This window comes from Streptomyces sp. NPDC059255, from assembly GCF_042752355.1.
Taxonomy (GTDB): Bacteria; Actinomycetota; Actinomycetes; order Streptomycetales; family Streptomycetaceae; genus Streptomyces.
Window position 1 is genome coordinate 44,455 of record NZ_JBHYZP010000031.1, and the last position, 22,677, is coordinate 67,131.

17 protein-coding genes are annotated in these 22,677 nt (G+C 74.0%); 4 read left to right on the forward strand and 13 right to left on the reverse strand.

Translation table 11 applies throughout. The annotated features are described in order from the left end of the window. Positions 1–122: 122 nt before the first annotated feature. From ACFXKG_RS29685 to ACFXKG_RS29740, 12 genes are all read right to left on the reverse strand, one after another. Complete coding sequence (locus tag ACFXKG_RS29685) at positions 123–380, reverse strand: Txe/YoeB family addiction module toxin (protein WP_384845594.1); 258 nt, start codon at positions 378–380, stop codon at positions 123–125. Continuing rightward, the gene (locus ACFXKG_RS29690; protein ID WP_384845596.1) at positions 377–658 is read right to left on the reverse strand and encodes a type II toxin-antitoxin system Phd/YefM family antitoxin; all 282 of its coding nucleotides are present in this window, start codon (positions 656–658) and stop codon (positions 377–379) included. The genes ACFXKG_RS29685 and ACFXKG_RS29690 overlap by 4 nt, the downstream gene beginning before the upstream one ends. A 74-nt stretch (positions 659–732) precedes the next feature. Then, positions 733–2,295 carry a hypothetical protein gene (locus ACFXKG_RS29695; protein ID WP_384845598.1) on the reverse strand — a complete coding sequence of 521 codons (1,563 nt, stop codon included), beginning with the start codon at positions 2,293–2,295 and terminating at the stop codon, positions 733–735. Further along, on the reverse strand, positions 2,292–2,924 hold the full coding sequence (locus tag ACFXKG_RS29700; RefSeq protein ID WP_384845600.1) for an ATP-binding cassette domain-containing protein: 633 nt from the start codon (positions 2,922–2,924) through the stop codon (positions 2,292–2,294). Before ACFXKG_RS29700 ends, ACFXKG_RS29695 begins: the two co-directional genes overlap by 4 nt. A gap of 139 nt (positions 2,925–3,063) precedes the next feature. Beyond that, complete coding sequence (fxsT, locus tag ACFXKG_RS29705; RefSeq protein ID WP_384845602.1) at positions 3,064–6,096, reverse strand: FxSxx-COOH system tetratricopeptide repeat protein; 3,033 nt, start codon at positions 6,094–6,096, stop codon at positions 3,064–3,066. Positions 6,097–6,174: 78 nt separating this feature from the next. Then, positions 6,175–7,599 carry an aKG-HExxH-type peptide beta-hydroxylase gene (locus ACFXKG_RS29710; protein ID WP_384845604.1) on the reverse strand — a complete coding sequence of 475 codons (1,425 nt, stop codon included), beginning with the start codon at positions 7,597–7,599 and terminating at the stop codon, positions 6,175–6,177. Further along, complete coding sequence (locus tag ACFXKG_RS29715; RefSeq protein ID WP_384845606.1) at positions 7,596–8,882, reverse strand: radical SAM protein; 1,287 nt, start codon at positions 8,880–8,882, stop codon at positions 7,596–7,598. The genes ACFXKG_RS29710 and ACFXKG_RS29715 overlap by 4 nt, the downstream gene beginning before the upstream one ends. A 118-nt stretch (positions 8,883–9,000) precedes the next feature. Further along, entirely contained in the window at positions 9,001–9,234 is a 234-nt protein-coding gene (gene fxsA / locus ACFXKG_RS29720) for an FxSxx-COOH cyclophane-containing RiPP peptide (protein WP_384845608.1), read from the reverse strand. 42 nt (positions 9,235–9,276) lie between these two features. After that, complete coding sequence (locus tag ACFXKG_RS29725) at positions 9,277–12,816, reverse strand: SAV_2336 N-terminal domain-related protein (protein WP_384845610.1); 3,540 nt, start codon at positions 12,814–12,816, stop codon at positions 9,277–9,279. Positions 12,817–12,823: 7 nt separating this feature from the next. Beyond that, positions 12,824–13,903, reverse strand: coding sequence for an AAA family ATPase (locus ACFXKG_RS29730; RefSeq protein ID WP_384845612.1), 1,080 nt, complete (start codon positions 13,901–13,903; stop codon positions 12,824–12,826). A gap of 118 nt (positions 13,904–14,021) precedes the next feature. Next, positions 14,022–16,118 carry a trypsin-like peptidase domain-containing protein gene (locus tag ACFXKG_RS29735; RefSeq protein ID WP_384845614.1) on the reverse strand — a complete coding sequence of 699 codons (2,097 nt, stop codon included), beginning with the start codon at positions 16,116–16,118 and terminating at the stop codon, positions 14,022–14,024. Beyond that, positions 16,115–16,756: a CU044_2847 family protein gene (locus tag ACFXKG_RS29740; RefSeq protein WP_384845616.1), complete on the reverse strand. Its 642-nt coding sequence runs from the start codon at positions 16,754–16,756 to the stop codon at positions 16,115–16,117. Before ACFXKG_RS29740 ends, ACFXKG_RS29735 begins: the two co-directional genes overlap by 4 nt. A gap of 139 nt (positions 16,757–16,895) precedes the next feature. On the opposite strand from ACFXKG_RS29740, the gene ACFXKG_RS29745 reads away from it, so the two are divergent. Next, complete coding sequence (locus ACFXKG_RS29745; protein ID WP_384845618.1) at positions 16,896–17,075, forward strand: DUF6104 family protein; 180 nt, start codon at positions 16,896–16,898, stop codon at positions 17,073–17,075. A gap of 98 nt (positions 17,076–17,173) precedes the next feature. Here the strand turns inward: ACFXKG_RS29745 and ACFXKG_RS29750 are convergent, their stop codons facing one another. Continuing rightward, positions 17,174–17,983: a hypothetical protein gene (locus tag ACFXKG_RS29750; protein ID WP_384845620.1), complete on the reverse strand. Its 810-nt coding sequence runs from the start codon at positions 17,981–17,983 to the stop codon at positions 17,174–17,176. A gap of 159 nt (positions 17,984–18,142) precedes the next feature. Between ACFXKG_RS29750 and ACFXKG_RS29755 the strand changes: the two genes are divergently transcribed. From ACFXKG_RS29755 to ACFXKG_RS29765, 3 genes are all read left to right on the forward strand, one after another. Beyond that, entirely contained in the window at positions 18,143–19,102 is a 960-nt protein-coding gene (locus ACFXKG_RS29755) for a DUF4097 domain-containing protein (protein ID WP_384845622.1), read from the forward strand. Position 19,103: 1 nt separating this feature from the next. Beyond that, positions 19,104–20,183 carry a helix-turn-helix transcriptional regulator gene (locus tag ACFXKG_RS29760; protein WP_384845624.1) on the forward strand — a complete coding sequence of 360 codons (1,080 nt, stop codon included), beginning with the start codon at positions 19,104–19,106 and terminating at the stop codon, positions 20,181–20,183. 214 nt (positions 20,184–20,397) lie between these two features. Further along, complete coding sequence (locus ACFXKG_RS29765) at positions 20,398–21,072, forward strand: hypothetical protein (RefSeq protein ID WP_384845626.1); 675 nt, start codon at positions 20,398–20,400, stop codon at positions 21,070–21,072. Positions 21,073–22,677 lie beyond the last annotated feature (1,605 nt).

Here is a 22,677-nt window from a genome sequence, read left to right on the forward strand (position 1 = left end):
GCTGTACGGATCAAGGGCCCGGCCCCGCGGCAACCGACCGCGGGGCCGGGCCCTCCGCCGTGGTGAGGCTGTTTCAGGGATCAGTAGAGTGCCATGCCCCGCGTTTCCGCAGGTCAGGGCCCTTACGAGTAGTGGTAGCGAGCCGCGAGGATCACGATCACCTTGTCCGCGACCAGGTACACGAGCCGGTGCTCGTCGTCGATGCGCCGCGACCACGCCCCGGGCAAGTGATCCTTGAGCGGCTCAGGCTTGCCGATCCCCGTGAAGGGATCCCGCTTGACGTCCTCGATGAGCTTGTTGATCCGGGCAAGCATCTTGCGGTCGTTCTTGAGCCAGGACATGTAGTCCTCCCAGCCCTGATCCTCGAAGACAAGCCTCACTCGGCACCCGCAGCCAGGTCCGGCGCATCCGGATCGATCAGCTCGCGCTCCGACACATTGATGTGAGCCAGCGCGTTCTCGTAAGCCTTGAGCAACCGTCGCGCATTTGCTGGAGAGCGGAGCAGGTACGAACCCTCACGCAGCGCCGCGTAATCCTCGGCCGAGACGAGCACGGCGTTGCCGTGTTTGGAGACGATCTCGATGGCCTCGTGATCGTCGTTGACCTTCTTGATCAGCGGGAACAGAGCCTTGCGGGCTTCGCTCGCAGTTATCGACACGACCCGACCCTTCCATGGAGTGGTACCTAATAACGTACCGCTCCATGGAGTGGACAAGCAGACCGCGTCCCAGGTCACCCCGCAGGTCTTTCAGCGAGTGGACGGAGGCGGGAGAGCACTCCCCGGTGCGCCCATTCGGTCCGGCGCAGCCCCATCCAGACGCAGCAGGCGGCCATGCCGATCGCAAGCGCAGTCGCTCCGAGCGCGGACGGGAACGCGTTCATCATGGCGATGCCGATCACCACGGCGACGACTCCGTCGAACTGCCAGGCCACGAGAAGGAGCCCGGAGAGGTCACCGAGTGGCGTGATGACCGGGAGAAGCAGTCCGAGCGGCAGATGCAGCTTCATCTCACGCAGGAACCTGGCACCGAGCACCAGCACCACCGACCCTGAGACGAGCAGCACCGTGTTCACCAGGCGTCCGCCGAGAAGTGGCCACTGGATCGTGACCGCAAGGCCGCCTCCCAGGCATGCTCCGACCACTACGGCGACAACAGGCCAGGCCAGCGTGCGGGCAAGCATCCCACCCCACCACTCACCGAACAGCGGAGCCAGGGCCAACTCGTCGCGCAGGCCGCGCCACGTCTCGCTCACCCACCCGGAACCCAGATACACGAGGACCGATCCAGCCACCCACAACCAGAACGTCAGGCTGCCTGGCGACCCGGTCACCCCGAGCGTCAGCACGGCACCACCGATCAGCAGGAGCAGAACAGCGGCAATCGCGCGACCGGGCGTTCGAAGCGCTCGAATCGCCCCCTGAGCGAGATACCCGCGAAGACGTCCGTCCGAACGGATCAGAGCCGTGGTGAGCCCGCGCGGCTCCGGCCGGTACAGGTCGAGCGCGTGGTGAAGCGTACCCGTCAACGCATACGTCTGAGCCTGGGAGGCGCGTGCCGACTCGCGTGCGAGTCCGGCGAGGTCGACCGTCCGGATCGAGCGGAACGCAGCCCGTCCGAGGGGCGCGGCCGTAGTCGCCAGCACTCCGGCGAGGAGCCACAGGCCGACCCCGCCGTCCGGAGCCATTCGGCTCATCGCTGTCACGACAAGTGCCCCGGCGCCTGCGGCGGAGGCGAGCACGAGGTTGTCCGGCACCGCTCGGACCTGGCCCCACAGCCAGCCCACCGCCGCGACGGCGGTGAGCCCCACCCCGACGGCGAGCCCCGGCAGCGCGGTGTCGAGGTGATCGAACAGGTCGGTCGCCAGGTACGCCGCCGTGCACGCCGTCCCCAGCGTGGCCGTGCCCGCGTAGGCCAGTCGGCGCCGGGCGATCGTGCCGAGGTACCAGGTCGGGGACAGGTCCGTGGACATGAACACGTGCAGCAGGAAGGGCTGGATCACCAGCGGTCCCCGGAACCGGCCGGCCAGTTGGGCACCCCAGCAGGCCGCCACCGCGAGCGTGCAGGCCACGGGCGTCGCCCCGGCGAGGGACCCCACGGAGATGAACGCCGGCGACGTGCTCGCGGCGTGGACGACCGGCACCAGGTAGAAGACGGAGAACAGAGCGACGAGGTAGACGGTGAACGCGCGGCCACGCACCGTGGCACGGCCGCCGCGGCCGGCGTACCGCTGCCGTACGGCGTGGACGCGGATCCGGGCATCGGCGTCGGGGACCGCGAGGGTGTCCGTCGTCATCCCAGCTCCACCCGGCCGTGGCACGCCTCCACCAGAGCGGTCTCGTGGGTGGCGACCAGGAACGCCGTGCCCTCCTCCGCCCGCTCGGCGAGCAGTGCGGCCACCAGTTCGACCCGGTGGCTGTCGAGGTGCCGCTCGGGTTCGTCGAGGAGGACGGCATCGGCGGGACGGACGAAAGTCAGTGCGAGGCTGAAGAGTTGCAGCTGTCCGGACGAAACCTGATGGGGAAACCGTTCACCCAGCGAGGACAGTCCCCACCGCTCGATGACCTGTTCCGCGCGGTCGGTGGCTTTCGGGGCGTTGCCGTACCAGGAGGCGGCGACCAGTGTCACCTGCTCGCGCAGCGTCATGTCACGGGCGACGGGAATCGGTTCGACCAGCGAAGCCACCAGACGTCGCTGCAGAGGCTTTGCCAGGTTGGCGGGTTCGCCCCTCACCGCACACGAACCGGCCGTCAGGCGCCGGCTGCCCAGGAAGGCACGGAGCAGAGTGGTCTTCCCCGAGCCGTTGCCGCCGGTGACACACCAGAACTCGCCCGGCAGCACCGAGAACGTCGTGGGCGCGAGCAGCGTGGTGTCGCCCAGCGTGACCGTCGCGCCGTCCGCCGCGAGGACAGGAACTCCGGTCACTCCCACTCCAGAACCACAGACATCTCCCCTGGGCGTACGCCGCGGCCCTCACCCGCGCGGGACCCGTTGACGCTCGCCACCTCCCCGTCGGCCGTCCCTGCCCGCCGCCGTTCCCGTTCCCGGCGGCGGGGGCCGCGCGTCAGGTCAGCGGCGGCTCGAAGTCCCAGTACGGGCGGTTGCGGGAGCGGGCCGCGACCGTGTGGACGTGCTGCGCGCCCAGGGTGGCCACCAGGTCGTCCAGTGCCTCCTGTTCGACCTTCTCGGCGCGCTGCGCGTCCCGCAGCCCGCGCAGGTCCGCGGCGTGCGCGATCCGGGCCGAGAGGGTCAACGGGTGGGTACGGCCGAGGGTTTCGGTGGCCCGGACGACGGTCTCGCCGGTGAGCGTCGCCGCGTTCTCCGCGTCGCCGGTGATGTTGCGCAGGGCCGCCGTGTTGATGGCGCACCCCAGCGTCCAGGGGTGGGTCTCGCCGACGGCGCCCGACATGTCGGTGAGCGCGTTCTCGGTGACGTCGAGGGCCTGGTCGCGTTCGCCGACGTTGCGCAGGATCAGCGCGTGGTTGGATCGGGTGCCCGCGACGTACGGGTGGCCCTCGCCCAGCATCGTCACATAACCGTCGATGACGCGCTCGCTTATGTCCCTGGCCCGGTCGATGTCGCCGTGCTCGCGGGCGAAGCAGCTCTGGCCGGCCGCGAACATCATGGTCAGCGGGTCCCGTTCGCCGAGGACGCGTTCGCAGCTCTCCAGGACCTGGGTGAACAGCGCCCCGGCCCGGCCCCGTTCACCCGACCGGTACAGGCACAGGGCCAGGTTGAACTCGGCGCGCAGGGTCTGCGGGTTGTCCCGGCCGAGGACCGTCCGGTGGACGCGTGTGCTCTGCGACTGGATCGACTCGGCCTCGCTGTAGCGGCCGAGGAGCCTGAGGTCCGTCGCGTAGTTGATCTCGGAGTAGAGGGTCCAGCTGTGGCGCGGCCTGAGCAGTTGCCTGCGGGCGTCCAGGGTGCGCCGGTTGAGGTCCAGGGAGTCCTCGTACCGGCCCAGCAGCCGCAGCGAGATGGCCAGGTTGTTCTGGGCGTTGAGGGTGCGGGAGTCCTGCTCGCCGAGGAGTTCGCGGAACGAGGCGAGGAGGCCCCGGGAGATCTCGTACGCCTCCTCGTACCGGCCGAGACCGCGCAGGTCGGCGGCGAGTCCGCCGGCCGCCCGCAGATGCTCCAGGTCCTGTTCGCCGCGCTCCTCGCGGAGGTGTTCCACGGCGGCGCGCTCGATCGCCTCCGTACCGGCGTAGTCGCCGACGGCGCGCAGCAGGTTGGCGTAGTGGTAGCTGAGGTCCCAGATCCTCGGGTGGGTCTCGCCGAGGAGCCGCCGCCAGGTGTCCAGGGCGCGCCTGCCGAGGTTGATGCCCGCCCGGTACTCGCCCGAAAGGTACATGTAGCGCAGGCAGTTGAGGACCAGGGTGTGCATCGCGGGGTCGGTGCTCTTCAGCACGTCGGCCCACTTGAGGTGCGGGGTGATCTCCGCGTACCGGGGCCACAGGCGGGTGTCGGTGGGCCGCCCGGGGTCCGCCTCGACGAGCGCGCGGCGGACCACCTCGATGAACTCCGCGTGGTCCTGGGAGGGCATGTCCAGGTGGACGATCTGGTGGACCATGCGGTGCATGTAGAGCGAGTCGCCCGCCGCGCCCGCGGGCGAGGTCTCGTTGACCGCGTCGTGGACCTCGCGCTCGCCGACCCCGGCGGCCCGGACGACCGCGTACTGCCGCAGCTTGTTGATGGCGCGCGCCCAGCGCACCGGGTCGTCGACGAGCCCGCGCAGCTTCTCCGGAAGGGTCTCCGGCGGCAGGTCGCGCACCAGCCGTACGGGGATGGCGCCCGGCGCGAAGAAGGTGCACAGGCGGAGCAGGTCGACCGATTCGGGGACGGTCTCGCGGAGTTTGTTGAGCAGTATCGACCAGCCGGTCTGGAAGGCGAGCGGGAAGTCGCTGGAGATCCGGACGACGTCCTGGTCGACACCGTCCTTGAGCAGGTCGATGTAGGCGTCGACGGACATGTCGGAGTCGTTGAGCCAGCCGGCCGTCTGGTCGAGCAGCAGCGGCAGGTCCTCCAGCGCGTGCGCGAGCCGGTCGGCCTCGTCGTAGGTGAGGCGCGGGGCGCGGCGGCGGACGAACGCCACCGACTCGACCCGGTCATAGACGCGGACCTCCAGCAGGGAGCTGTTGTGCTCGCCCCATTCCGGGTTGCGCGCGGTGATCAGCACATGGCCGGGTCCGCTCGGTACGAGGTCCCAGATCTGGTCCGGTTCGTCGGCGCCGTCCAGGATGAGCAGCCAGCGGCTGTACGGGTCGCCGCGGCGCAGCGCGTCCCGGGCGGCGCGCAGCCGCTCGCCGTACTCCACACCGGTGGACAGGCCGAGCGCCGGGGCGAGCGCGGCGAGTCGCTGGCGGCAGCTGACGCGCTTGTCGGCGGAGACCCACCACACCACGTCGTACTCCGCGCCGAAGCGATGCGCGTACTCGGCGGCGAGCTGGGTCTTGCCGACGCCGGACATGCCGTGCAGGGTGACCACCCCGGCGCCCCTGGCGGCCTGTTGGAGCGCGTGGTGGGCGGCGTCGAGCAGCGGCTCGCGGCCGGTGAAGCGGGTGTTGCGGCGGGGCACGCCGTCCCAGATGTCGGGCGACTCGCCGGGGTAACGGGGGCCGCGCCGGGGGCCGTCGGGCTCGCGCTCGCGCGGCGCCTCGGTGGAGAGCCCGAGCTGGGTCAGCAGCCGCCGCTCGGCCTCCTGCTCGCCGACGGTGTCCAGGCCGACGGCGGCGAAGACGGCGGCGGCGCTGGGCAGTTTCTCCGCCTCGTTGGTGACGGAGACGCCGAAGAACCGCTCCCGCTCGGCGGCGACGACCTCGCGCAGGGCGCTGTTCCACTCGTCGTGGCCGCGCGGGCCGAGCTGGAAGTACCACTGGCTGACGACCACGAGGACGGGGCCCGGGGCGAGCAGGAGGTCGCGCAGGCACTCCGTCAGTGTCATGTCGTCCGGCGGGTCCCACCGCTGGTAGGAGACGGAGAGTCCGCGCCGTTCGAGACGGTCGCCGATCCAGGCCGCCCAGGGGCGGTTGTACCCGGCGAAGCTGATCGTGACCGACCGGGGCCCGGTTGCTCCAACTGACTTACGCGCTCCGGGCATTCGACCGTCTCCCTGCATCGTCATACGCCCTTTTAACATACCCCGGACCGGCTCGGATCCATCCTTGTGCGCGCCGCTTCACGTTGCGTTCCTTTGGCGCCAGATCATCCGTGCCGTACGGACGTAGGAGGCGGCCCGCGCGCGGTGTCCCGGTGGCGGCGGGTGGTCGGCCAGCCGGTGGTACACCGCGATCATCTCGTTGACGAGGACCCGGCCCTCCCCGGTGAGCGCCCCGGAGCCGGCGAGTACGGGCAGCACCGCGCCGACCTGTTCGCGGGTGCGCGCGTGTTCGGCCCACGCCTGGTCGCGGACGGCGAGGCGCTCCGCGGCGAGGGCGAGGCGCTGCCAGTAGTCGGCGAGGGCGATGTGCGAGTACGCGCCCTGGAGCAGCCCGTCGAAGGGGCGGGGGTCGGAGCGCCAGGGCGCGAAGTGCCGGGGCGCGGCGTCCTCGTGGTGGAGCGGCGTGAGGGCGGCGAGCGCGGCGAGTTTGGTGTGCTGGAGCTCGTGCACGAGCGTCGAGGCGAAGGAGGCGGCGGTGGCGGGGCGGCTGGTGAGGACCGCGCCGAACGCCTCGCGGCGGGTGCCGCTGCACTGCGCCGGGCCGCCCCCGCCGGGGGTGGATCCGGGCGGGGGCGCGAGCGGTACGAGGCAGTGCAGCAGGGTGGCGGTCTCCTCGGCGCGGTGCGGGCCGCCGGTCCGCAGCAGCGGCTCCACCTCGGCCCAGGAGTGTGCCCACGCCGTACGGTGCCGCGCGTCGAGGCGGGTGACGGCGGAGAGCCCGTGCCGCGCCGCACCGGTGCCCGCGGTGCGGTACGGGTCGATGTCGTCCAGCGGCACGGGGGCGGCCCCGGGCCGTACCGGGGGCAGCGCGAGGACGGGCAGCCAGCGCGGGTCCCCGCTCCGGGCGGCGCCGGGAGCGTCCACGGCGGTGTGGGCGCTCTCGGCATCCAGGCGTACCGTGACGGGCGCCGCGTCCGCCTGGCGCAGGGTCAACTCCGTGCCGCGCAGGGTGACATCGACAGGCACGGGATCGTCCCGGCCGGTGCGCAGGGCGCCCAGGGTGGGCAGCACGAGCACACCGCCGCGGCCGGTGAAACGGCCGGTGAAGGGCAGTCGGGCACGGATCGCGGCGGCGGCGGCGAGGGCGCCGAAGTGGTCGAGATCGGCGCGGAGTTCGGGGCTGCCGTCGGCGTCGGGTCCCCCGGTGGTCAGTCCGTGCAGACAGCGCTGCGCCCAGGGGCCGGCCAGCGGGTAGAGCAGCACGGTCCGTACGGCGGCCCGGTCGGCCCGTTCGGCGGCCTCCAGCAGCGCCCAGTCGTCGCGCAGCCGGGCGAGCGCGGCGGGCGGGCGGCGCGCGGGCGGGGCGTCGGCCGCCGCGTCGAGCAGGGCCCGCAGCAGGACGAGCCGGCGTGTGTGCTGGTCGCGCACGAGCAGCCGCAGCGCCTCGGCGCCGCCTTCGGTGCGGCCGAGTTCGCGCAGGGCCCCCTCGGGAACGGGGCTCACCGGAGGGCCCGGGGGGCGGCGTGGGCGGACGCGGCGGCGGAGGAGGACGCGGTGGCCTCGGTGAGCCGGGCGGCGACATGGCGGATCAGCCGCTCCAGGTCGGCGCAGTAGACGGAGCGCTGGGTGAAGCCGTGCCCCGCGCGGTAGCGGTGGGCGTAGTGGCCGCCGCCGCAGACCGTGAGCAGCGGGCAGGCCCGGCACGCGGCGGCCAGGGCGGCGGCGCCGGCCTGCCGGGCGGCGACCCCGGGGTGGCGCAGGGCGTCGTCGAAGGAGTGGTTCCGTATGTCGAGCCCGGTCGCGGCGGCCGTGTCGTAGGCGGACTTGAGGGAGTCGACCTGCTCGATCGCCCCGTCCGTCTCGACGACGACCGCGTTGACCGGGTCGAGCCCGAGGGACTCGGTGGCGCCCGGCAGCCCGAGCAGCAGCGCCAGGCACTCCTCGAAGAGCCGCACCCGGGTCTCCCGCCGGCCGGCCCCCCACCAGCGGTCGAAGACGGCGGTCAGCCAGTCGCCGTACGGGGTCGCGCGGCCGGGATCCCCGTGGCCGGGCCGCCCGGACGGCGCGTCCGCGTCCCCGGCTCCCGCTCCCGCTCCGGCTCCGGGTCCGGGTCCGGCTCCGGGCAGTCCGGGCGGCGGGCTGGTCCAGTTGCCGTGCGGCAGCAGCAGATCGAGCGCGGGCGGGCGCAGCTCCAGCAGCGATTCGTACAGCTCGACGGGGTCGGTGCGCGGGTCGACGACGGTGAGGAGGCCCGCGTACGACTCCGGGCGGCGTTCGGCGAGCAGCCTGGCCCCCCGCGCGGCGGCGGCGAAGGACGGGCGCCCCGTGTGGTCGGTGCGCAGGGTGTTGTGCGCGGGCAGCCCGCCGTCGAGGCTGATGCCGATCCGTACGGAGTGCCGGGCGAGGGTGGCGACCGCGCGCTCGGTGAGCAGGGTGCCGTTGGTCTGGACGGTGGCGTGGACCGTACGGGAGGGGCCCACCCGGTCGCGTACGGCGTCGGCGAAGGCCCCGAGCCGCGCGGCACCGACGAGCAGCGGCTCCCCGCCGTGCAGCACGAGGGCGGTCTCGCGCAGCCCGTGGGTACGGGCGTGCTCGGCGATCCGGTCGGCCGTGCGGTCCAGGACCTCGGGCGACGCGGCGGCGGGGCGGGCGCGCCAGGTGCGGTCGGGTCCGGCGTAGAGGTAGCAGTAGCGGCAGGCGAGGTTGCAGCGGCCGTGGACCTTCACGATGAACTGCGCGAAGGGTACGGGCCGCCCGCCCTGGACGGGCTCAGGGGTGCGCGGCATCCCCGGTCGGGACACTCCGCACCCCCCATGCTGTACGGCTGTACGGCGTCGTCGGACGGCCCGGGGCGGGGCCCGCCCGAACTCCTCGCGCAGAAGGTACTGCCCCGGAACGGCCCTCTCAGAACGCGTTGTTGAACCCCCAGAGCATTTCCCTGGGCTGCTGGGCCCTGCCCCGCAGGTCCGCCACCACCTCGCTGAGCACCGGGTGGTCGAGGGTCCGCAGGGCCGCCAGGTCGAGGCCCAGCAGATCCGGCAGCTCACCGGCCGTATCCCCACCGAGGGGGGCGGAGGACCTGCCCGCGCCCTCCCGCTCCCCGCCGTCGTGCTCCCGGCCGTGCGCCGCCTCGGTCATCACGCCTCCCCGTCAGGTCGTGCGGCGCGCACCGCGCACCTCTCAGCGGTCCAGCTCGGCCAGCCGGGCCGCGGTCGATCGGGCCGGCTCGCCGCCGCCGTCCGGCAGCTTGCGCCACTCCGTGCGGGCCGCCCGGTACGCCTCACGCGCGGCCCGGGGCCGGCCCGCCTCCTCATAGGTCTTACCCCGCCAATGACCGGCCGCAGCACGCAATGCGACGGCTTCCTGTTGCTGCCGCGGATTCTCCAGCTCCTCCTCGGCGGTCCTGGCCGCGTCCGCCGCGTCCCGGAACGCCTCGGCCGCGTCGTCGAGCCGCGCCGGGCGGTGCAGCGTGCGGTAGGCGTCGAAGTGGGAACGGCCCAGCTCCAGCCAGCAGCGCGCGGCCGTCAGCGGGTCGCGGGCCTCCTGTGCGGCGAGCCCGAAGAGGTGCTCGGCCTCCCGCAGATCGACCCGGTCGTCGTTGATCCGGTGGCGCAGCATCAGCGCCTGGCCCAGCATCAGCAGCCGCTCCGCCTGGCGCGCGGTGCCGGTGGCCGTCTCCGTACGGCAGTCGCGCAGCACCCGTACCGCCGCGCCGGTGTGCGGCGCGCCGTCCGGCAGTCCGGCGCGGCGCAGCAGCGTGGCGCCCCACTCGGCGAGGAGGTCCGCGTGGGCCCGGGAGTCCCGGGCGGTGGAGCGGGCGGCGCGGGCGAAGAACTCGGCGGCCTCGTCGAGTTCGTGGGGATCGTCCGGGTTCCCGGCGCGTTCGTAGCGGGCCACCCTGACGCGTCCCGCGCGGATCCTGAGCGAGGCGAGCAGCCGCTCGTCCCGTACGGTCACCAGCGACTGGTCGACGAGGGTCGCGGCCTCGTCGAGGCCCTCGCCGGAGTGGAGCAGCGCGTCCACCAGGTCGAGCAGGATCCGGGCCTGGGTGCCGACGGTGTGGCCGCCCGGTGCGAGCGCCTTGCGCAGCGAGCGGGCCGCCTGGGCCGCGTACACCTGGGCCTGTTCGGGGTCGGCGGTCGCGCCGGAGAGCCGCAGCAGGGTCCTGCCGTGCGCGAGCGGCAGCCCCGGCGGCCGGTTCTCCTGGTCGGGCCAGACGTCGGCGAACGCCTCCAGCATGCCGATCGCCCCCTGGAGCAGCGCGCTGTCCCCGCCGAGCTGCCACTGCGCCTCCAGGGCGCGGACCCGGTCGAGGGTGAGCCGCAGCGCCTCGCCGGGGTCGAGTCCGGGCGCCGCGCAGGCGACGGTGTACTCGCGGTCGGCGCGGCGCAGCAGTTCCAGGGCGCCGCGCCGGTCGCCGTGGCGCCGCCGGTCGTCGGCGGCGGCGTGCAACACCTTGGCCAGGACGGCCCGTTCGCGGACGGCCCTGGGGTGCGCGGCGGCCCGTTCGGCCGCGCGCTCCGCCTCGCCGAGCAGTTCGCCGCCGCCCTGGACCTCCCAGAGCCGCAGCAGGCAGCGGGCGAACTCGGACCACAGCTCGGGGTCGGAGCCGCCGGGTGTCTCGCGTTCGGTGGCGCCGCGCAGCAGCTGCACGGCGTCGATCAGGTACTGGACCATGCTGTCCGACTCGAACTGCGCGGTCAGTTCGCGGGCGCTCTCGACGGCCGCGTTGACCGGCTGGATCGCGGAGTCGGGCCCCGAGCCGTTGAGACCGTACGCCGCGAACTGCTCGGGCAGCGGCATGAACTGCTCCAGCACGCGGGCGGCGACCTCGGCGAACGGGGACGGCACGCGCGGCCCCCGGCCGTCGCCGTCCCGGTGCCCGCCGTGGTCGTCCGGGCCGAAGGGGCGGCCGAACGCGCCGTCGAACTCCCCGCCGAACTCGGGGTCGTCGTCCGGGTCGCCGCTGGGCACGATCGGGCCGCGGCGTTCGTTGCCGAGCTGGGCGAGGGCGAGCGCGGGGAAGTTGGGGCCGCCGCGGCCGAAGCGCTGCTCGATGTACTCGGAGCAGTGTTTCAGTACGAGGACGGCCTCGTCCCGGCCCAGCGGGCCGAGCAGCGCCTCCTGGACGCCGGGCGCGAACTCGTACCACGGCCCGTCGCCGTCGTCGGGGCCGTCGCTCTTGCTCCGCGAGAGGAGCCCGCTGAGCAGCACCTCGGCGAGTTCGGAGGGGCCCGAGTCGGGCAGCATCGTGCGCTGGACGAGCTGCATCACCGGCAGGCAGAGCGGGGCCGCCGCGAGATAGACGGCGAGCTGTCCGGCCACCGGGGAGGCGGCCGAGCGGAAGCGGCTGACGAGCTGGAGCGAGGACATCCGCTCGCCGGGGCGCGGCACGGGGGCCGGCGGATGGTCGGCGCGCACCCAGCCGACCGCGCCGGAGATCCGTCCCGCGCCGGTGCCGGAGAGCAGCCGGGCCCAGGCGCCGAGCGCGCCCGCGACGGGCGGCAGCACGGGCACGGCGAGGGCGCCGGGGCGGGCGGCGGGCGCGGTGGCGGCGTCACCGCCGACCTTCAGCACGGCGGCGCCGGCCGCGCCCTCGCCCCGGGAGAGGACCCCGTAGGTGACGGGCAGTCTGGTCCGGTTCCACATGCGCTGCGGCAGGGGCTGGAGGACGGCGGTGGGCGCCTGGCGGCCGAGCTGGTGCAGCAGCCGGTGGGCGCGTCCGCTGTGCCAGAGGGGGCCGGCGCAGTCGCTGACGACGACGGTGACGCGGCGGCCGGTCGGGTCGCTGAGCCGGTCGGCCGAACTGAGCGGCGCGGCGGCCGGGTCGGGGCTTCTGCTGACGGCGGGCGCGCCGTCGGGCCCCTGGTGGAGATAGCGCGTCTGCACATCCCGGAAGGCGCCCAACTGGCCAAATATCTGCTGGAGTTCGACGAAAAGCCGTTCCCATACGCGCATCGACGACGAGGCGTCCAGGACGAACTGCAGAATCGCGTCCCCGCGCGAGACTCCTCGGAACACCGGAATGATCAGCCCGCCGGCGCGGGCACTCAGCTCTACGGTCGCCACCTCGTCAAGAGTACGGCGCAGTGGGGGCGCGGCGGGCCGGTACCGCTGAAGCGGACGAAGGGCGCGCTGCAGTTCGAGGGGTGCGGGGAGCGCGGGGGCGGCCGGTACGCCCAGGGTGAGCGCGGTGGCGCCGCCGCCCCGTCCGCCGCCCCGCCGGGCGCGCGGACCGTCGCGGCGCGGTACGGGGTAGAGGGTGACCCGGGGGTCCTCGACGGGGAGGCCGGGCGGCGCGGCCCCATCGGCCCCGTCGGTCTCATCGGCCCCGTCCGTAACACCGGAACCGGGGCCGGGCACGGGGTCCGCCTCCGGACCACTGTCGATTCCCGGCGCGGCGGTGCGGGGCCCGCCGGGGGGTGTGTCGTGGTCGCGCCGCGTCTGCTGGGCGAGCCAGAGGGCGTCGCAGAGCTGCTCGGCATCGGGGTCGAGCCCGGCACCGCGCAACCGCGCGACGAGCGCGGCGAGCCGCGCACTGTCGTACGGGCGCGGCGCCCCGGCACCGGGGTCCACCGCGCGTGGGTCCGCCGTGCCCGGATCCACCGCGCGCGGGTCCCGTACGCCCGGGTCCGGTACGCGCGGGGCCGGCACGGCTGAATCCGCCGCGCGCGGGTCGGGCTCGCCCGCCGGGCCGTGGCGTCCCGTGATGTCGGGCATCAGCGCATCACCTCGGTCGGTCGAGCCGCTGGATGAGCAGGTCGGCGAGTCGGTCACGGCCCGCGGGCGCCGCGGCGTCGGTGAGGTAGATCGCGTTCAACAGCTGGTCGGTGGCGATCAGTTCACTGCGCGAGCGCTCCAGGAAGTGCGCGATGAGATCGTCGCCCGCGCGCGCCGCCTCGTCGCCGAGGTGGGCCCGTACGAAGGTGGCGAGGCGCTGGTGGTCGGGGCGGCCCAGCTCCAGATGGATGCAGCGGCGCATCAGCGGGGCCGGGAAGTCGCGCTCCCCGTTGCTGGTCAGGACGACGAAGGGGAAGGCGCGGCACTGCACCCGGCCGCCCCTGATCCGCACCTTCCTGCCGTCGTCGGTGAGGACCTCCGCCTCCCCGTCGGGCAGCCGGTCCGCGATCCGCTCCAGCTCCGGGATGCCGAACTCGCCCTCCTCCAGGACGTTGAGGAGGTCGTTGGGCAGATCGATGTCGCTCTTGTCCAGCTCGTCGATGAGCAGGACGCGCGGCTGCTCGGAGGGAAGCAGCGCCGTGCCGAGCGGGCCGAGCCGGATGTAGCTGCCGATGTCCGCCGACGGGTCCTGCCCCGCCGCCACCCCGGCGCCGGCCGCGGCGCTGTGCGCGGCGAGCTGGACGTCCTGGAGGCGGGCGATCGCGTCGTAGTGGTAGAGCCCGTCGAGCAGGGTGGAGCGGCTGACGATGGGCCAGCGCAGCACCCGGCCGAGCCCCAGTTCGTGGGCGACGGAGTGGGCCAGGGTGGACTTGCCCGCGCCGGGGCTGCCGGTGACGAGCAGCGGACGGCGCAGATAGAGCGCCGCGTTGATCATCTCCAGCTCCTCGGCGCCGGGGCGGTGCAGCTCCGCCTCGTGGCGGTACCCGCCGAGCCGCCGGTCGGCGGAGCCGTCACCGCCGCCGCTGCCGTCACCGCTGCCATCGCCGTTGCCGTCGTGCCCGCCCGCCGGCCAGGTGTCGCCGCGCCCGGCGAAGTCCCGCCAGGGCGGCGGCGGGGGCAGTTGGCCGATGCCGTCGTGCGGTTCGCCGGCCCCTCGGTAGATGAGCCACTCGCTGGGTTCACTCATGGTGATTTCCTCGTCATCACTCGTCCGACGGGGGCGGCAGCCGCCGAAGGTGCTTCACCGTAGCGATCTAGGGCGGACCCCGTAAGGGTCCGCCAGGAGCCGGGCCGGACAGGGCCGTTCACGGTGCCTCCAGCAACAGGCCTGATCCGGGCAGCGGATGGTGCGGATCGTCGTAGAACAGCGCCACGCCGTCCGACCAGAACGTCTCCGCACGGCCCGCGTGCACACCCTGGCGCAGCTCCATCAGGATCCGCGGCAACTGCTCCGCGCCGCCCGCCTCGGCCACCGTGCGCACGGCCCGGCGGTGGAACTCGGCACAGACCGCCTCGGGGCGGTTCTCACCGCGCCGCAGCAGCGCCACATGGAAGCCGCCGCGTACGACCCGGCCCAGTCCCGCCGCGGTCTCGCCGTCGGGGCGGGCCGCGTAACGGCAGAGCACGGGCACGGCCTCGTACGCCAGGGAGCGCAGCAGCTCCTCCTCCGGTACGGGTACCCGTAATCCGTCCTCGCAGTCGACGATCTCGGCCTGTACCGCCGTTTCCGCCGCACGGGTCCAGCGTGTCCGGTGCTCCCTGGCCTCCTCCTCGGAGAGCGGCGGCTCCCGGTCGGAGCAGCGCACGACCACCGGGCGCAGGGTGCCGAGCGGCGGCTCGTCCGGCGCCAGCCGCCAGCCCTCGACCTCCAGACCGAGCTGCTGCTGGACGACGGCGACCTGGAGGACGGCCGGGCTGTCCGGCTCGTCGCACCGCCGGAACGCCTCCGCCAGCGAGCCGGTCAGCCGGGTGTGCAGCGCGCTGCCGGGGGTGCCCCTGCTGTCCTCGGCGACGGGCAGCACCTCCCCGCTGTGCCGGGCGACCCCGACGCGCCAGTCGTAGCTGTCGCGCTCCCAGCCGCGCGGCTCCAACTCCAGCAGGACGAAGGGGCGTTCGCCCGCGCGGGGCCGCTCCCCGTACGCCGGGGCCGCGCGCCGCTGGGCGCGGTCCGTACGGTGCCGGGTGGCGGACCACAGCAGCGCGATCTCGTTGCGGAAGTCCCGGGAGAGCCGGTCGTCGGCGACGAACTTCACCCAGTCCCAGAGCGCTTCCTCGGCCGCCACGGTGGCCGCGGTGACATACGGGCGCTCGGCGGCGATGGCGCTCATGCAGTAGCGCAGGACGAGTTCGAGCGCGGCGCCGCCGCCGCGCGTCTCGTACAGCGCGCCCAGCCCGTCCCGCCAGCTCCGCGGCGCCGGATAGCGCTCCACGCGGTGCACGCCCGGGAGCCGTACCAGCAGGTCGAGCAGGCTGTGCGTGGAGACCGGCGGCGGCAGCGCGGCCAGCCTGCCGAGCAGCAGGATCCGCTGCTGCGGGCTGAGCGCCCGGTCGGTGCCCGCGTCGAGCGAGGTCTGGACGTCCGCCCAGGTCCAGCCGGTGTCCACGCGGGCGAGCTGCCGGTCCGCGTGGTACCGGTCGTGGGCGTGGAAGACCGCCTGGTAGTCGTCGTCGGCCTCGGACGCGGCCATCGCGGCGGGCACCGGCAGCGAGCGCAGCCGCTCGATCCCGATGGACGTGCCGCCCATGCCGCCGACGAGCTGGGACTTGAGTACGCCGACCACCTCGCCGCGCGCCAGGTCGACCGCGGGGCCGCCGGAGACCCCCGGCGGCAGCACGTCCCCGCCGAGCCGCACCTGTTCGTCCTCCGGCTCCGACCAGCCGCCGACCGTGCCCTGGACCGACAACTGCCCGCTGAGCCGCTTGATCCGGCCGCCCACCTCCGTCCAGCCGGAGTAGAGCACCGAGCCGCCGCCGAAGAACGCGGCGGGCCGCTCCGTCACGTACACACAGGCATGCTCGACGGGGCGGAGGAGCCGGACCAGCGCGAGATCGGGGGCGGGCCAGCCCCCGCCGCCGGGCGACGTCCCGGGGGCCGGCTCGGGCAGCGCGGCGACCACCGTGCCGGGCACGGAGGTCTCGCCGCTGCGGGGACCGGTTTCGAAGACCACTGTCACGTCCCGCCCCTCCCCCTGCAGCGCCACATGCGCACATGTGAGAACCCAGCTCGGGGCGATGAAGAAGCCGCTCCCCAGAAAGCTTCCACCCGGCCCGTCAGGGACATACCCGCTGTCCGGGCCATGGATGCGCACGGTCGCCGCCATCACGAGGTCGCGCAGCGCACCGCGGGTGGTCGCGTCGTCGACGGACCCGCCCGGCTCGATCCTGCCCAGCCCGTCGATCATGCGCCGCTCCCGGCCGGGGGCGTGAACCCGTCGGGATGCGCCGGTGCGCCGGGGGACGCGCCCCCGGGGGTCCGCCCGTGCGAGGGCGGCCCGGCCGACGGCGGGACGGGCGGGACGGACGACGGCGGCACAGGGGGCCGGGCCGATGGCGGTACGGGCGGGACGGCCGGCGGTGGCGGCGCGGCCGGCCGCTGCGTCCCGGCGTGCGTCCCGCTGTGTGTCCCGCTGTGTGTCCCTGCGTGTGGCTGGGCCTGTGGCGGCACCAGCGGCGGTGCGGACAGATCGGCGGGCGGTCCCCCGCCGGTCCAGGTGAGCGTGACTTTGATGCCTCCCTTGGCCTCGCCGTCGGCGAGCAGCCCGACGACCTTCCCCGATTTCGCGGTCAGCTCGATCCCGAACTCGATACTGACCTCGTCGGGCCTGACCGCGCGCAGCGGCCCGACGAGCGAACGCGCGACGCTGGTCACGACGCCTTGCAGACTCTCGACCCGGGCCTGTACCTGGTCGGCGAATCCGGTGTCCGAGTACACGAGGCCCCCGGAGGGGCGGCTCAGCTCCTCGGCACCCGAGATCCGGGCCCAGACGGGTGTGCCGTCCGGCATTTCGATGCGCGTGACATTGGCCTCTCCGTCACCCATGACATCCTCATTTCCCCCAATTCCCCGCAGGTTAGCGGCCGTACGGCGCCGAAGCGAGGCACATGAGGGAGGACGGCTGTTCGTGGCCGAACGGTTCTCCGGAGCTCACCGCCGATGACCAGGCATTAGGCTGATTGCCATGTACTTCACGGACCGCGGGATCGAGGAACTGGAGAAGCGGCGCGGCGAGGAGGGGGTCACTTTCGAGTGGCTGGCCGAACAGCTGCGCACCTTCGTCGACCTCAACCCCGACTTCGAGGTGCCGGTCGAGCGCCTGGCGACCTGGCTGGCCCGGCTGGACGACGACGAGGACGAGTAGCCGAGTAGCCGAGCAGACGGGTAGCCGAGCAGACGGGTAACCAGGCAGACGGGTAACCAGGCCCGCCGGAAGGCCCCGTCCCGTCACTCCCCGTCCCGTCACTCCCCGGCGGTACGGAGCCGGTCGTACGTCAGTCCCAGCGCGCCCTGCGTGATCAGCAGCGCGGCCGCGAAGGCCCACCCGGCGCTGCGGCGGCGGACCGCCCACACCGCCAGCGGGGCACCGGCCGCGAGTTGCGCGGCGCCGAGCAGCCGCGCCCGCGGCCCGTGCAGCCAGGGGCCGAGCGGCCCGTCCTCGACCGCGTCCAGCTCGGCCCGTACCGCGTCGCGCCACCCCGCCCACTCGATCTGCTCGGCCCCCGGCTGGACCCGGGCCACCTCGCGCAGCCGGTCGGCGGGTTCGCCCGGGGTGAGCCCCGCCGGAAGGACGAGGCCGGTGCGGGTGAGGAACGCGGAGAGCGCGAGCAGCCGGGTCCTGGAGTCGGCCTCCGGGTCGCCGAGGGTGAGCGGCTCCAGTGCCTGGAGGTCCAGTACGGGGTCGAGGCCGAGCCGGGCCGCGAACGTGCGCATCGCCTCGTCCTCGCCGGCCGCGGTGCCGTCCGCGAGCCAGGTGTAGCCGACCGTACGGCGGAAGCCCGCGGCCAGGACGTACCCCGCCCGGTCCGGGTCCCACCACAGCGCGAGGACCGGCCAGTTGGCGCCGACGGCGAGCGCGGTGGCCCACCCCGCGACCACCCGGTCGACCGTATCCGTACCGTCCAGCCACGGCTTCCCCTCCGGCACCAGCACGCTCCAGCCCAGCCCGGCCGGGGTCAGCAGCAGCTTCTCGCGGAGCAGATGGGCGGCGGGCCGCACCACCGCGGGCTCGGCCCGGCAGAGCAGCAGCGCACCTGCGGATGTCGCGTTCATGGCCCTTACGCTAGGGCACTTTGCCCCGATATGAGCGCTTGACGACTCACGGAACGGCCCGTTCCGCCGTCCGGCCTTGACTTCCCGTAACCGCGATATATCGTGTTCTTCAGGAGACGCGATATGTTGCGTGAAGCCGGGCCGCGGGAGGTCAGCACCATGGCAGAGTCGACGTGGGAAGTCGCCGGGTCCGAGAAGCTCACCTTCGACGACCCGGTGGCCAGACTGGACGTGCGCGTCGTCAACGGCGCGGTGAACGTGGTCGGCACGGACGAGGCCCTGCCCGACCGGCCGGGCGGCACCCGGCTGGAGATCTCGCGCGTCGAGGGCCCGCCGCTGATCGTCACCCTGGACGGCGGGACCCTGACCGTCGCCTACGCGGACCTGCCCTGGAAGTCCCTGCTCAACTGGCTCGACCGCAAGGGCCGGGGGCGCAGCGCGGTCGTCTCCCTCGCCGTCCCCACCGGGACCGAGGTGGAGGTGGGCGTCGTCGGCGCCGAGGCCGTGGTCACCGGGATCCGGGGGCGTACGGCGGTGCGCGGGGTCAGCGGGGGCACCACGCTCGTGGGACTGTCGGGCGAGGTGCGCGCCGAGACGGTCTCCGGCGACCTGGAGGCCCAGGCGGTCACCGGCAGCCTGCACTACCACTCCGTGTCGGGCAGCCTGACGGTCGTGGAGGGTTCCGGGTCGACCGTACGGGCCGACTCGGTCAGCGGTGACATGGTCGTCGACCTCGACCCGGCGGGCCGGCCCACGGACATCAGTCTCAACACCGTGTCGGGCGAGGTCGCGATCCGGCTGCCGCATCCCACGGACGCGCAGGTCGAGGCGAACACGGCGAGCGGTGCGGTGACCAACGCGTTCGAGGATCTGCGGGTCAGCGGCCGGTGGGGTGCCCACAAGATCACCGGCACACTGGGCGCGGGCGCGGGGACCCTCAAGGCGAACACGGTGTCCGGCTCGATCGCCCTGCTCAGAAAACCACCGTCGGAGGACGACGGCCCGGCCGACGGCACCCCGCGGGCCCCCCGCACCTCACACGCACCACAGGACCCGAGGGACCCGGCGCCGCCCCCCGCCCCGGCCGACGCGGCGCCCTCCCTGACGAAGGAGCTCTGACATGCCCCCGGTCTTCGCCCACGGCCGACTCCGCCTCTACCTGCTCAAACTGCTGGACGAGGCGCCGCGCCACGGCTACGAGGTGATCCGGCTGCTGGAGGAGCGCTTCCAGGGCCTGTACGCGCCCTCCGCCGGCACGGTCTATCCGCGGCTGGCCAAACTGGAGGCCGAGGGCCTGGTCACGCACGCCACCGAGGGCGGCCGCAAGGTCTACTCGATCACCGAGGCGGGCCGCGCCGAGCTGGCCGGGCGCGGCGGCGAACTGGCCGATCTGGAGCTGGAGATCCGCGAGTCGGTCTCCGAACTGGCCGCGGAGATCCGCGAGGACGTACGGGGCGCGGCGGGCCAGCTCCGCAGCGAGATGCGGGCGGCCGCCTCCAGGACCCGTACGGCGGCCGGTTCCGGGTCCCACGGGGCGGGCCACGGGGACGCTCCCCTGGGCGACACCGAGTCCTGGCGGGTGGCGAAGGAGGAGCTGAAGCGCGCGAAGCAGGAGTGGAAGGAGCAGGCCCGCCGCGCGAAGGACGAGTCCCGCCGGGCCCGCGAGGACGCCCAGCAGGCCCGCCGCCAGGCCAGGGAGGCCCAGGAGATGGCGCGTCAGGAGATGCAGCGCATCGCGAAGCAGGTCCAGGACCAGGTGCAGGACCACTTCGTACGGGGCGACTGGCCGACGGGGCTGCGCGAGGGCCTCTCCGAGCTGGCCGGCCAGCTCGGCGGCCTGACGGGCTCGGCCTGGCCCCCGTTCGGCAAGCCGGACCCGGCCGGGGCGCGGGACGACGCGTCCGGCACGCGGGACGACACCGCCGGCACGCGGGACGACGACGCGGGGGCACCGGACGACACCGCCGGGACGCGGGACGCCCGGGAGTCCGCGCACGACGCCCCGGAGTGGGCGACGGACGTGCCGGGGTCCGGTGACCCGGCGCGGGATCTGGACCGGCTGCTGGACCGCTTCCGCGACGACATCCGCGACGCGGCCCGGGACCACGGGGTCACGGACGCCCAACTCGACGAGGCCAGAAGCCACTTGTCGACGGCGGCGGTCCGCATCGGCGCGCTGCTGCGCACCCCGGAGAAGTGACGGGCGGACGGGCGGGAGGGGACGCGGAATCCCTTGACGCGTCTCTTCCCGGCCCGATACTGGTGGGCGACACCGTTCGGAAGTGACGGATTGTGTGGCATCAACACCGGTGAATTTGTTGGGACTTGTGCCCTCGTCTCGCCGTGGTGACGCCACCGTCCGGTCACGCCCCCTCCCCCGCACCGAACGGCCCCCCACACAGGAGGAAGCCGCGATGACTCCCTTATCGACTCCGCAGCGCGCCGGGCGCAGGACCGTGAAACGGCGTACGAGGGCACTGGTCACGGGCCTGGCGGCCGTCGCGCTGAGCTGGCCGGGCCTGGCGCAGGCGGCGCCACCGGCCGCGCCGGCCACCGCCCTCGCTCCGGCCACCGCTCCGGCTCCCGCCTCCGTGGAGCGGGCGGCGGCCGACATCACCTGGACCCTGGTCCGGGCGAGCAACCCCACCGCGGACCAGCAGGACGCGTACAACCGCATCACGGCGGCCATGAACGCCGCGGTGGCCCGCTACAACAACCTCAGCGACCTGGGCAAGGCCATCACCGTGCGCTACGAGCCCGGCGTGCCCACCGCCGACGGCAACATCAACGGGACGATCCGCTTCGGCAGCAACCGCAGCTACATGGCCGAGCGGACCGCCCTGCACGAGATATCCCACACCATCGGCGTCGGCACGAGCGGCGGCTGGTCCTCCCTCGGTGGCAGCGGCAGCTGGCGCGGAGCCCAGGCCACGGCTCTCGTCAAGCAGTACGACGGCGCGAACGCGACGCTGTCCACCGGTGGGGGGCACTTCTGGCCCTACGGTCTGAACTACGACAACGAGTTCTCGAACACGGCGGCCGACCGGCATGTCCGCATCGTCGCCGCGATGGTCCGCGACGGGCTCTGAGCCCGGGAAGGGTGAGGGGGCGGCACACCGCCGCCCCCTCACTCCCACCCCGCGCGCTCAGGACTCCAGGTGCTTCAGGGTGTTCCGCAGGCGGGGCACCATGGCCCGGGCCTCGTCGGTGTCCGTCGCGGCGACCTCCTCGACAAGGGCGCGCAGCCGCCGCGCACCCGCCTCCCGTCGGCCGAGCTCCTGCTCGGTCCAGGCCACGCGGACGACACAGCGCACCCGTTCGTCCAGGACACCGAGCCCGGCGAGCGCGGTGGCACCCTGTTCCAGCAGCCGGACCGCCTCCTCGCGGACGCCGTCGGCCTCCCCGTCGGCCTTCCCGTCAACGTCCCGATCGTCCTTTCCGGCGGCGTCGTCACCTTCCTCGTAGTCGTCGTCCTCGTCGTCCTCGTCGTCCTCGTCGAGGAGGTCGAGGAGCAGTTCGCCGGTCTGGTACCAGCCGCGGGCCCGTTCCAGCAGGAGTTCGTCACCGTCACCTTCGACGGCCACGAGGGACCGGGCCATCAGCTCCTTCGCGGCGTCAGCGTTCCCCGCCCGTACCTCCAGCCAGGCGACGGAGCGCAGGGCCCGCGCGGCGCCGACCGGTTCGCCGGTCTCCTGCCACAGTTCGACGGCCCGGTGGTACGCGGCGACGGCTTCGTCACGCAGCCCCGCGCCCGACAGGCACTCGGCGGCGAGGGTGGCGAACCGGGCGTGCGGCTGCTGGTTCTCCCAGCCCTTGGCCACCTCGGCGGCGAGCAGATACTGCTCGGCCGCGCCCCGCTGGTCGCCCAGCGCCCGGAGGATCCCGGCGAGCGCCTCCCGTGCCCGTACGGCCCGCGGCTCCCCCTGGCGGAGCAGGTCGGGCAGGGCCGACTCCAGCACCTCGGCGGCCTCGGCGGCACGGCCGGTCTCGGCGTACGCCTGGGCGAGGAGCAGCCGGGCGTAGGCCCCCGCGCCGGCCGACTCGCCCGCCTCGTCGAGCCAGTGCGCGGCTTCGAGGGCGTACTCCGCGGCCTCGGCCTCCTTGCCGTACTGCTGGTAGAGGATGTCGGCGAGGGTGAGTCTGAGCCGGCCGAGTTCGTCCGGGTCGATCAGCTCCGTGCCGTACGCCACGGCGGTGCGCGCCGCCTCCTCCGCCTCCTCCTCGCGGCCGAGCGCCATGAGCAGCGCCGCCCGCCGGGCGAGGGGTTCCGCGGCGTCCCACGGGCGGCCGGCGGCGGTGCCGCGCCGTGCGGCGGAGGCGAACAGCGCCTCGGCCCGCTCGGTCTCCCCGGCCTGCCAGGCCAGCTCCGCCCGCTGCTCCTCGGCGCCGGCGAGCAGATCCGCGAGGCCGGCGGCCGGTTCCTCGGCGTCCCCGCCGCCGAACGCGGTGACGAACCCGGCGAGGTCCGCGTCGAGGCGGGCCTGATCGGCCTCGGCGGTGGCGGGGTCGTGGCCGCTCTCCTGGTGCCGCAGTACGGCGCCGAGCCGAGCCTCGCTCAGTGCGACGCTCGCGATCCGCCGCGTGCGCGCGGGCTCCCCGGGGTCGAGTGCGTCCGCCGATGCCGCGGCGGTCGCGAGCAGGCGCCGTATCTCCTCGGGCGGTTCACCGCTCTGTGCCGCCGCGAAGACGATCTG

What these genes read in the sequence shown, in the direction of transcription:
- ACFXKG_RS29765 (WP_384845626.1), top strand. Translation starts at nt 20,398, where the DNA reads ATGACTCCCTTATCGACTCCGCAGCGCGCCGGGCGCAGGACCGTGAAA.
- ACFXKG_RS29755 (WP_384845622.1), top strand. Translation starts at nt 18,143, where the DNA reads ATGGCAGAGTCGACGTGGGAAGTCGCCGGGTCCGAGAAGCTCACCTTC.
- ACFXKG_RS29760 (WP_384845624.1), top strand. Translation starts at nt 19,104, where the DNA reads ATGCCCCCGGTCTTCGCCCACGGCCGACTCCGCCTCTACCTGCTCAAA.
- fxsA (WP_384845608.1), bottom strand. Translation starts at nt 9,234, where the DNA reads ATGACCGAGGCGGCGCACGGCCGGGAGCACGACGGCGGGGAGCGGGAG.
- ACFXKG_RS29735 (WP_384845614.1), bottom strand. Translation starts at nt 16,118, where the DNA reads ATGATCGACGGGCTGGGCAGGATCGAGCCGGGCGGGTCCGTCGACGAC.
- ACFXKG_RS29715 (WP_384845606.1), bottom strand. Translation starts at nt 8,882, where the DNA reads ATGCCGCGCACCCCTGAGCCCGTCCAGGGCGGGCGGCCCGTACCCTTC.
- ACFXKG_RS29740 (WP_384845616.1), bottom strand. Translation starts at nt 16,756, where the DNA reads ATGGGTGACGGAGAGGCCAATGTCACGCGCATCGAAATGCCGGACGGC.
- ACFXKG_RS29745 (WP_384845618.1), top strand. Translation starts at nt 16,896, where the DNA reads ATGTACTTCACGGACCGCGGGATCGAGGAACTGGAGAAGCGGCGCGGC.
- ACFXKG_RS29725 (WP_384845610.1), bottom strand. Translation starts at nt 12,816, where the DNA reads ATGCCCGACATCACGGGACGCCACGGCCCGGCGGGCGAGCCCGACCCG.
- ACFXKG_RS29695 (WP_384845598.1), bottom strand. Translation starts at nt 2,295, where the DNA reads ATGACGACGGACACCCTCGCGGTCCCCGACGCCGATGCCCGGATCCGC.
- ACFXKG_RS29730 (WP_384845612.1), bottom strand. Translation starts at nt 13,903, where the DNA reads ATGAGTGAACCCAGCGAGTGGCTCATCTACCGAGGGGCCGGCGAACCG.
- fxsT (WP_384845602.1), bottom strand. Translation starts at nt 6,096, where the DNA reads ATGCCCGGAGCGCGTAAGTCAGTTGGAGCAACCGGGCCCCGGTCGGTC.
- ACFXKG_RS29750 (WP_384845620.1), bottom strand. Translation starts at nt 17,983, where the DNA reads ATGAACGCGACATCCGCAGGTGCGCTGCTGCTCTGCCGGGCCGAGCCC.